General features: G+C 63.3%; 7 protein-coding genes. 6 read left to right on the top strand and 1 reads right to left on the bottom strand.

All coding sequences use genetic code 11. The features are described from left to right. Nucleotides 1–628: DeoR/GlpR family DNA-binding transcription regulator (locus tag EN964_RS13600; RefSeq protein ID WP_164775813.1), on the top strand; the 628-nt coding region annotated here is incomplete at its 5' end. 82 nt (nucleotides 629–710) lie between these two features. Continuing rightward, nucleotides 711–3,185: an FAD-dependent oxidoreductase gene (locus EN964_RS13595; protein ID WP_127266985.1), complete on the top strand. Its 2,475-nt coding sequence runs from the start codon at nucleotides 711–713 to the stop codon at nucleotides 3,183–3,185. On the opposite strand, the gene EN964_RS13590 is transcribed toward EN964_RS13595, so the two are convergent. Next, the gene (locus EN964_RS13590; protein WP_127266992.1) at nucleotides 3,182–4,051 is read right to left on the bottom strand and encodes a LysR substrate-binding domain-containing protein; all 870 of its coding nucleotides are present in this window, start codon (nucleotides 4,049–4,051) and stop codon (nucleotides 3,182–3,184) included. The two genes, EN964_RS13595 and EN964_RS13590, sit on opposite strands and share 4 nt — an antisense overlap. A 152-nt stretch (nucleotides 4,052–4,203) precedes the next feature. Here EN964_RS13590 and EN964_RS13585 point away from each other — a divergent pair, with 152 nt between their 5' ends. The 4 genes from EN964_RS13585 to EN964_RS13570 form a co-directional block, all read left to right on the top strand. Further along, nucleotides 4,204–5,904 carry a Na/Pi cotransporter family protein gene (locus tag EN964_RS13585; RefSeq protein WP_127266986.1) on the top strand — a complete coding sequence of 567 codons (1,701 nt, stop codon included), beginning with the start codon at nucleotides 4,204–4,206 and terminating at the stop codon, nucleotides 5,902–5,904. Between the two features lie 139 nt (nucleotides 5,905–6,043). Further along, nucleotides 6,044–7,243 carry a 2-aminoethylphosphonate--pyruvate transaminase gene (locus EN964_RS13580; RefSeq protein WP_127266987.1) on the top strand — a complete coding sequence of 400 codons (1,200 nt, stop codon included), beginning with the start codon at nucleotides 6,044–6,046 and terminating at the stop codon, nucleotides 7,241–7,243. A 24-nt stretch (nucleotides 7,244–7,267) separates the two neighbouring features. After that, nucleotides 7,268–8,527 (top strand): phosphonoacetate hydrolase, encoded by a 1,260-nt coding sequence (phnA, locus tag EN964_RS13575; RefSeq protein ID WP_127266988.1) that lies wholly within the window; start codon nucleotides 7,268–7,270, stop codon nucleotides 8,525–8,527. Between the two features lie 224 nt (nucleotides 8,528–8,751). Continuing rightward, nucleotides 8,752–9,894 (top strand): aldehyde dehydrogenase family protein (locus tag EN964_RS13570; RefSeq protein ID WP_127276439.1); only part of this gene is annotated, 1,143 nt, incomplete at its 3' end.

Genomic DNA, 9,894 nt, shown 5'->3' with positions numbered 1-9,894 from the left:
GGATAAAGGACAGCTCGGCATCGTCCATGGCGGCGCTGCCCGTTTCGAGCCGAGCGAACCGGCAATGAGCCTGCGCAGCCAGGAGAATGCCCGGGGCAAGGCTGCGATCGGCAGGATAGCTGCCGGTCTTGTGAAGGACGGCATGGTGGTGTTCCTCGATTCCGGCACCACCACGCTGGCCGTCGCACAAGCCATGACCGACCTGCGCGATCTCACCATCTGCACGGCGAGCCTCCCGATCGCGCTTCTGCTGTGCCACGTCTCAGGCATGCGCGTGCATATGCTGGGTGGCGAAGTCGATCCCGGCGAAGAAGCAGCCTCCGGCATCGACATGCTCGAAGCCATGGCGCGCTTTCGCGTCGACATCGCCTTCCTCGGTGGTGGCGCGCTGTCGCCCGACGGCGAGGTGACCGATTTCACCCGCGCCGGCGCCGAACAGCGCAGCCGCATGATCGCGCTTGCCGCCAAAACCTACTTCGTTCTCGACAGCAGCAAGTTCGCAAAGCTGACGCCGCTCAGGATCCCGAATTTTCAGCACGCCGCCGGCGTGATCGTCGATGCGAAGCCGCAGGCCGACATCGCCGAAGCGCTTGCGCGCAAGGGGCCTGAGCTGATGGTTGCATCTTGATGTGATATTTTGTGGCATTTTGTGTTGATATTTGGAATTCGACTGCTATGATCCGGCTCGTGTCAAAACGGCAGGATCTCCCATGGCAAACCAATTTCCCACCCAGGCGCGCGTCGTCATCGTCGGCGGCGGTATCATCGGCTGCTCGGTCGCATATCACCTGACGAAGCTCGGCTGGACCGATGTTGTGCTGCTCGAACAGGGGCAACTCAGCGGTGGCACCACCTGGCACGCCGCAGGGCTTGTCGGCCAGTTGCGCAGTCACTCCAACATGACCAGCCTGATCAAATACTCCACGCAGCTCTATGGCGAGCTGGAAGCCGAGACCGGGCTTGCCACCGGCTGGAAGAATTGTGGCTCACTGTCGGTGGCGCGGACCGCCGACCGCATGACGGTGCTGAAGCGCACGGCCGCATCGGCACGCGCCCAGGGCGTCGACATCGACGTGATTTCGCCGAAGGAGGCGGCGGATCTATGGCCGGTCATGGCGACCGACGATCTGGTCGGCGCCGTCTGGCTGCCGGGCGACGGCAAGGCCAATCCGACCGATCTCACGCAATCGCTCGCCAAGGGTGCGCGCAATCGCGGCGCGAAAATTATCGAGCGGGTCAAGGTCACTGGTATCAGCCAGAGGAATGGTGTCGCCTGCGGTGTCGAGACGGATCGCGGCAACATTGCCGCCGAGATCGTCGTCAATTGCGCCGGCCAGTGGGCGCGCAAGGTCGGGCTGATGTGCGGTGTCTCGGTGCCGCTGCATTCGGCCGAGCACATGTACATCGTTACCGGCAGGATCGAGGGCGTGCATCCGGACCTGCCCGTGATGCGCGACCCCGACGGTTTTATCTACTTCAAGGAAGAGGTCGGCGGCCTGGTCATGGGCGGCTTTGAGCCGCACGCCAAGCCGTGGGGCATGAATGGCATTCCCGAAAATTTCGAGTTCGCGCTGTTGCCGGACGATTGGGATCAGTTCGAGATCCTGATGGAAAACGCGCTGGTCCGCGTACCGCAATTGGCGGAGGCCGAGGTCAAGAAATTCTACAACGGTCCCGAGAGCTTCACGCCGGACAACAATTTTCTCCTTGGCGAGGCGCCGGAGCTGAAGAATTTCTATGTCGGCGCCGGCTTCAATTCGATGGGCATCGCCAGCGCCGGCGGTGCGGGCAGGGCGCTGGCGGAATGGATCGTCAATGCCGCGCCGACCATGGATCTATGGCCGGTCGATATCAGGCGTTTCGCCCCCTTCAACAACAATCCGCGCTGGCTGCATGACCGTGTCAAGGAAACGCTCGGCCTGCACTACGCCATGCCGTGGCCGAACCGCGAACTGGATACCGCACGGCCGTTCCGCCGGTCGCCGCTCTACGACCGGCTCGCCGTCAAGGGCGCCTGCTTCGGTTCCAAAATGGGCTGGGAGCGCGCCAACTGGTTCGCGGCACCGGGAGAAAAAGCCGAAAACGACTATGCCTTCGGCCGTCAGAACTGGCACGAGGCGGTCAAGCGCGAGACGAAGGCGACACGCGAAGCCGTCGCCGTCTTCGACCAGACCTCTTTCGCCAAGCTCCTCGTGCAAGGCCACGATGCCTGCGCCGCGCTCAACTGGATCTGCGCCGGAAATATCGACGTACCGGTCGGTACGTCTGTTTATACGGGCGTGCTCAATGCACGTGGCGGCTATGAAAGCGATTTCACCGTGATGCGGCTTGGCGTGGAGAAATTCCTTATCGTCACCGGTTCGGCGCAAGCCATCCACGATGCCGACTGGATCGTCAAAAACATCCCGTCCAACGCGCATGCAATCTTGACCGATGTCACCTCGTCCTACGCGGTACTGGCATTGATGGGGCCGCGCTCGCGCGATCTGCTGGGCAAACTCTCCTCGGCCGATCTCTCCAACGCCGGCTTTCCCTTCGCCACCATCCGCGATATCGATATCGGCTATGCCACCGCCTATGCCAACCGCATGACCTATGTCGGCGAACTGGGCTGGGAACTGATCGTGCCGACCGAATTCGCCGTCGGCGTCTATGAGGCACTGCATGAGGCTGGCAGCGAGTTTGGCCTGATCGATGCCGGTTACTACGCGCTCGACGCCTTGCGTATCGAAAAGGGTTTTCGCGCCTGGGGTCGTGAGCTGACGCCAGATATCAATCCCTGGCAGGCTGGGCTTGGCTTCGCCGTCGCGATGGACAAGCCGGGTGACTTTATCGGCCGCGACGCGCTGGTTGAGACGAAGCCATCAGCACCGGCAAGACGCGTCGTGCTGTGCACGCTCGATGATGCCGAGCCGATGCTGTGGGGCGGCGAACTGATCCTGCGCGACGGCAAGCCGGTCGGCGAAGTCCGCTCGGCCGCCTACGGCCACACGCTTGGCCGCTCGGTGGCGCTCGGGCTGATCGAGAACGAGGCGGGCGTCGATGCTGCGTTTCTCACCGGTGGTCGTTTCGAGATCGACCTTGCCGGCGTTCGCCATGCCGCGACAGCACATCTGCGCAGCCCCTACGATCCGAAGTCGGAGCGGGTGAAGGCTGATGTGGTGGAGGTTCGCGCTGCCGCCTAATCCGCCGACATGGACCTTGCCATATCCAGGAACGCCCGCACCAGTTTGCCGCCGCTGCGTTCACGCAGGCAGATCAGCGCTTCGTCCATCAGGGTCTCGGGAGCATCGATGGTGATCGGCACCAGCCGCGAATCCTGGCCGAATTCGGCCGCCGAGACAAAGCCGATGCCGGCGCCCGATGCGACGATCTCGCGGACCGCTTCGCGGCCCTCGGCTTCGATCGCCGGCCTGAGTTCGATTTTCGAGGCGGCTGCGAGATCTTCGAGTTTCTGACGCGTCTTCGAACCGCGCTCGCGCATGACCAGCGATTCCTGCGCGAGTTGCTTGAGGGTGAGCGACTTTTTCGCGGCCAGCGGGTGGTCGATGGATGCAAACGCGATGATCGGCGTCGAGTTGAGTTTCAGCACCTCGAAATCGCGCCCTGTCGGCACCTCGCCCAGCACGCCGATGTCGGCATCGTAGCTGTAGAGGCTGCTGATCACCGTCTCGGTGTTGCCGGCGCGCACCGAAACCTGCACGCCGGGGTAGCGGGCCCGGAAGCTGCCGAGAATGTGAAGCAGATGATGTGCGGCATCGGCGACGATGCGTAGCGTGCCGGAACGCAGCGCGCGCGACTCCGTCAGCAACTCCAGCGCCTGTTGCTCGGTATCGAACATGCGGTGGGTTATCTCGAGCAGCTTTTGGCCCGAATGGGTCAGCGTGACCTGCTTCTTGTTGCGGTTGAACAACAGCACATCATACTCTTCCTCGAGCTTGCGCACCTGGTCCGAGATCGCCGGCTGGGTCAGGAAGAGCGCTTCGGCAGCGCGTGAAAAGCCACCGGAGATGGCCACCTGGTGAAAGGCCCGCAATTGGACGTAGCGCATCTTACGTGCCTCCGACATTTCTGAAATCGCCAACATCCTATCATAAGTACAGCTTGGGAAAAGATAGAAATGAACGATTTGACTTATGTTTAGGCAGCCATCAGCCTGAGTGTGGGTCGACGTCTCTGCCGGCCGTTGGCCGGGAGGTCGCTATGCAATTTTCCATCATCCTGCTGCACCTGGCGGGTGCCGTCATGCTGCTGCTCTGGGCCGTGCACATGGTGCGCACGGGCGTCGAGCGCGCCTGCGGCCCTGCCTTGCGCGATGCGCTGAGACAGGCGCGGGGTGCGCGGATCAGGTCGGCGGGCGTCGGCACCGTGCTTGCCGTGCTGCTGCAAAGCTCGACCGCAGTCGCCATCCTGGCGGCCGGGTTTGCCGTCAGCGGCATGGTTTCGGTGTCGGCGGGGCTGGCGATCCTGCTGGGCGCCGACCTCGGTTCCGCTCTGGTCGTCCAGGTGCTGTCGTTCGATCTGAGCTGGCTGGTGCCGGCGCTGATCCTGGTCGGCGGCGCCATGGCCCTGAAGTTCGAGGCGCGCGGCATCAAGCAGGGCGGACGCATCCTGATGGGCGTCGCCTTCGTTCTGTTGTCGCTGCATATGATCGGCGAGGCGACCGCACCCATGCGGCAGAGCACCTTGCTGCCACTGGTGATCTCCTACCTGCGCGCGGACTATTTCACCGCCTTCGCCGCTGCTGCCCTGTTCACATGGCTGATCCACTCCAGCGTAGCGGCGATCCTGCTGTTCGTCACGCTTGCCGCGCAAGGCGTCTTGCCGGTCGAGGTCGGCCTGTTCTTCATCCTCGGCGCCAATTGCGGTGGTGCGCTGATTGCGGTGTGGCTGACACGCGGCGATGCCGTCGAGGCGCGCCGTGTCCCGCTTGGCAATCTGATCTTTCGCGGCACGACGGCGCTCGCCGCCTTGTTTGCGCTTCAGGCCGTGACCTTCCCGGCGCATCTGTTCGGCGTAACCGAAGGCCGCCAACTGGTCAACCTGCACCTTGCCTTCAATCTGGTACTCGTCATCGGCTGCTTGCCGTTCACCGGCACGATGGAAAAGCTCGCCACCTTGCTGATCCCCGACAGGCCAGCGGCAAAGGCAGGGGAGGCTGGGGACCTGATGTCACGCCGCACCAGCGCGCTCGACCGCACCGTCATGCGCACACCCGGTCTCGCTCTGGCCAGTGCGACCCGCGAGTTGCTGCGCGTGGGCGAAGTCGTCGAGGTGATGCTGCGCCCGGTGATGGATTTCTTCGACGCCGGCACCGCCGACCAGATACGCCAAGCCCAAAAACTCGATGAGGAGGTCAACCGCGCCCACACCGAGATCAAGCTCTACATTGCCGAAGTCAATCGCGGCAGCATGAGCGCGGCCGAGGCGCAGCGCGGCATCGAGCTCACCGACTTCGCCATCAATCTCGAACGCGCCGGCGATATCGTCGCCAAGAACCTGCTCGTGCTCACCCAGGAGCTGCGTGACAAGAACCTGCGCTTTTCACGCGACGGCTGGAGCGAACTGGCCGGGCTTCACAACCGTGTCATGGCCAACATGCAGCTTGCGCTCAATGTGCTGGTGTCGAGCGATCTCGAGTCGGCGCGGCAACTCGTCGTCGAGAAGGAGCATATGCGCAGACTGGAACGCACGAGCCACGACCGTCACCTCAAGCGCCTGCAATCGGGAATGCCGCAGAGCATCGACACCAGCGACATCCATCTGGAGGCGGTGCGGGCACTGAAGGAAATCAACTCGCTGATGGCTTCTGTCGCCTATCCGCTGCTGACGCAGAGCGGTGATCTGCTCGAAAGCCGGCTGGCGAGAGGGGCAGCGGAAGGGAGGGCTCCTGCACTGGCCTGACGGGTGACATTCTCCGCTGGCGAGTGGCAATCTTTGCCATCGTTAGAATCGATACATCGATACAAAATAACGATTTTACAAATAGATCATTCAGGCCAAGAATAAGGCCACATCGAACGCAGATCGAGCGGAGGACAACATGCTCGCCGAGACGAAATTTGCCGCGGAGCCGCTGGCCAGTCCGGCGCTGGGCGAGCCGTATCTTCTGACCCCAGGGCCGCTTACCACGGCCTATTCGGTCAAGGAGGCGATGTTGCGCGACTGGGGATCGTGGGACGGCGACTTCCGCGCCATGACATCGGATATGCGTCGCCGCCTGCTGGCGCTGACCGGGGACAGGAACGATGAGTTCGACTGCGTGCCGATGCAAGGGAGCGGTTCCTTCTGCGTCGAAGCGATGCTGGGTTCGTTTGTGCCCAGAGATGGCAAGGTTCTGGTGCTGGCCAACGGCGCCTACGGCCTGCGCGCCGCGCAGACCATGCACTATCTCGGCCGCGCCTACACGCTGATCGACAAGGGCGACTATCTGCCGCCGCGCGGCGACGAGGTGGCGGCGGCCCTCGCGGCCGACCCTGATATCACCCATGTCATCGCCATCCATTGCGAGACCAGCTCCGGCATCCTCAATCCGGTCGCCGAGATTGCGCAAGCCGTCCATGCCAAGGGTCGCAAGCTGCTGGTCGATTCCATGAGCGCCTTCGGCGCCGTAGCGCTCGACGTCAACGATATCCGCTATGAGGCGATGGTCTCGTCCGCCAACAAGTGCATCGAGGGCGTTCCGGGCTTCGGCTTCATCATCGCCCGCAAGAGCGAGCTGGAGGCTGCCAAAGGCAGGAGCCATTCGCTGTCGCTCGATGTCCACGCCCAGTGGGCGCACCTCAACAAAACCGGCCAGTGGCGCTACACGCCGCCGACGCACGTCGTCGCTGCCTTCCTCGAAGCACTGCGCCAGCACGAGGCCGAAGGCGGCGTCGCCGGCCGTGGCGCTCGCTATACGAGGAACCGCGACGTCATGGTGGCCGGCATGCGCGACCTCGGTTTCGAGACACTGCTCGGGGATCGCTGGCTGTCGCCGATCATCGTCACCTTCTTCAACCCGGCCCATGCCAGTTTCGCCTTCGACCGCTTCTACGATCTGATGAAGGACAAGGGCTTCATCATCTATCCGGGCAAGCTGACCGCCGTCGATAGCTTCCGCGTCGGCTGCATCGGCCAGATGGACGAACATGTCATGCGCCGCGTCGTCGAGGCGGCGGCCTTCTCGCTTCATGAAATGGGCGTCGACACCGCCGCTCCACCCGCCGCGGCACTCGCCGAACGCGCCAAACTCGCCGCCTGAAGCGGCCGATCTCGAGGATATCAGATGAACCAGATGTCTCCCATCAACGTCGCGGTCAACGGCCGCACCTACGCCTGGCCGCGTGTGCCGGCCATCGCCATCTGCCTTGACGGCTGCGAGCCGGCCTATCTCGATGAGGCGATCGAGGCCGGGTTGATGCCGGCGCTGGTCAGGATCAAGCAGAAGGGCACCGTACGTTTTGCGCACTCTGTCATTCCGAGCTTCACCAACCCCAACAATCTGTCGATCGCCACAGGAAGGCCACCGTCGGTGCACGGCATCTGCGGCAACTATCTCTATGAGCGCGAGACCGGCAAGGAAGTGATGATGAATGACCCGCGCTTCCTGCGCGCGCCGACCATTTTCCAGGCCTTCTACGATGCCGGCGCCAAGGTCGCCGTGGTCACCGCCAAGGACAAGCTGCGTGCCTTGCTTGGCAAGGGCCTTGCCTTCGATGAAGGCCGCGCGCTGTGCTTTTCGGCGGAAAAATCCGACACCACCACCAGGGCCGAGCACGGCATCGACAATGCCTCGAAACATTTTGGGCTGCCCGTGCCGGAGGTCTATTCGGCCGAACTGTCGGAATTCGTCTTTGCCGCCGGTGTGCAGCTGCTGAAGGAGTTCCGTCCCGACATCATGTACCTGACGACCACAGACTATGTGCAGCACAAATACGCGCCGGGCGTGCCGCAGGCCAACGCCTTCTACGAGATGTTCGACAAATACCTGACCGAGCTTGATGCGCTTGGCGCGGCGATCGTCGTCACCGCCGACCATGGCATGAAGCCCAAGCACAAGGCGGACGGTTCGCCCGACGTCGTCTATGTCCAGGACCTTCTCGACGAGTGGCTGGGCAAGGACGCCGCCCGCGTCATCCTGCCGATCACCGACCCCTATGTCGTGCATCACGGCGCGCTCGGCTCGTTTGCCACCGCCTATCTGCCTGATGGCGCAGATCAGGCCGGCATCATGGCCCGGCTGGCGAAGATCGACGGCATCATGCTGGTCGTCGACAGCCCGACGGCGTGCGAGCGCTTTGAGCTGCCGGCAGATCGCATCGGCGACATCGTGCTGATCTCGACCGAGAACAAGACGATCGGCACCTCAGAACATCGCCATGACCTGGCGGCTCTGAACGAACCGCTACGGTCGCATGGTGGGCTGACCGAGCAGGAGGTGCCGTTCATCGTCAATCGTGTGCTGCCGGAATTGCCTGATGAACCTGTGTTGAGAAACTTCGACGCCTTTTACTACGCCACAATGGCGGCGGCACTGGCGGGCTGAGCGCTAGTGTCGACCCCCCACTCCGCCTCGCTACGCTCGGCACCTCTCCCCCGATCGACGGGGGAGAGGAAGGCGCCAGGGTTAGCCGCGGCTTAGCCGGGAAACGTGGGGGCGCCGACTTCGCCTGATTTCCTCTCCCCCGTCGATCGGGGGAGAGGTGGCCCGAAGGGCCGGAGTGGGGGTCGACCCCGCGACGTACCCAAGAATCTGCTGGAGCAGAACCCATGACCAAACTCGACCCTTCCATCAAAGTCCGCCACGAGCCGATGCGCATTGCCGGCAAGAAAGTTGATGCCGACGGCGTCGTCGAGGTGCGCTACCCCTGGAACGACACCGTTATCGGCACCGTGCCGGCCGGGCGTGCCGAGCACGCGCGAAAAGCATTCGAGATCGCCGCCAGCTACAAATCGAAGCTGACGCGCTACGAGCGTCAGCAGATCCTGTTCCGCGCCGCCGAGGCATTGGCGTCGCGCCGCGAAGAAATCTCCGATCTCATCACGCTCGAGCTCGGCATCTCCAAGACGGACTCGCTCTATGAGGTCGGCCGTGCCTATGACGTGTTCACGCTGTCGGCGCAGATGTGCATCCAGGATGACGGCCAGATCTTCTCCTGCGACCTCACCCCGCACGGCAAGGCGCGCAAGATCTTCACCACCCGCGAGCCGTTGAAGGCGATCTCGGCGATCACGCCGTTCAACCACCCGCTCAACATGGTCTCGCACAAGGTGGCGCCGGCGATCGCCACCAACAATTGCGTGGTGGTCAAGCCGACCGAATTGACGCCGATGACGGCGCTTCTCCTGGCCGACATTCTCTATGAAGCCGGTCTGCCGCCCGAAATGCTGTCGGTGGTGACCGGCTGGCCCGCAGACATCGGCAACGAGATGATCACCAACGACAATATCGACCTGATCACTTTCACCGGCGGCGTGCCGGTCGGCAAGATGATCGCCCGCACCGCCGGCTACAAGCGCCAGGTGCTGGAACTCGGCGGCAACGACCCGCTGATCATCCTCAACGATCTCTCCGACGAGGATCTGGCCAGAGCCGCGGATCTGGCCGTCGCCGGCGCGACAAAGAACTCCGGCCAGCGCTGCACCGCGGTCAAGCGCATCCTGGTTCAGGAAAGCGTCGCCGACCGCTTCGTGCCGCTGGTGCTGGAGCGGGCGAAAAAAATCCGCTTCGGCGATCCGATGGACCGCTCGACCGACCTTGGCACCGTCGTGCACGAGAAGGCGGCGGCGCTGTTCGAAGCCCGCGTCCACATGGCCGCCGAGCAGGGCGCCGAAATCCTCTACAATCCGGGTCGTCAGGGCGCGTTGCTGCCGCCGATCGTTGTCGATCGCGTTCCTCACACATCCGAATTG

Source organism: Mesorhizobium sp. M7A.F.Ca.CA.001.10.2.1, from assembly GCF_003998575.1.
Lineage (GTDB): Bacteria > Pseudomonadota > Alphaproteobacteria > Rhizobiales > Rhizobiaceae > Mesorhizobium.
The sequence above is the reverse complement of the archived record's forward strand: the minus strand, read 5'-3'. Positions and strand labels throughout refer to the sequence as shown.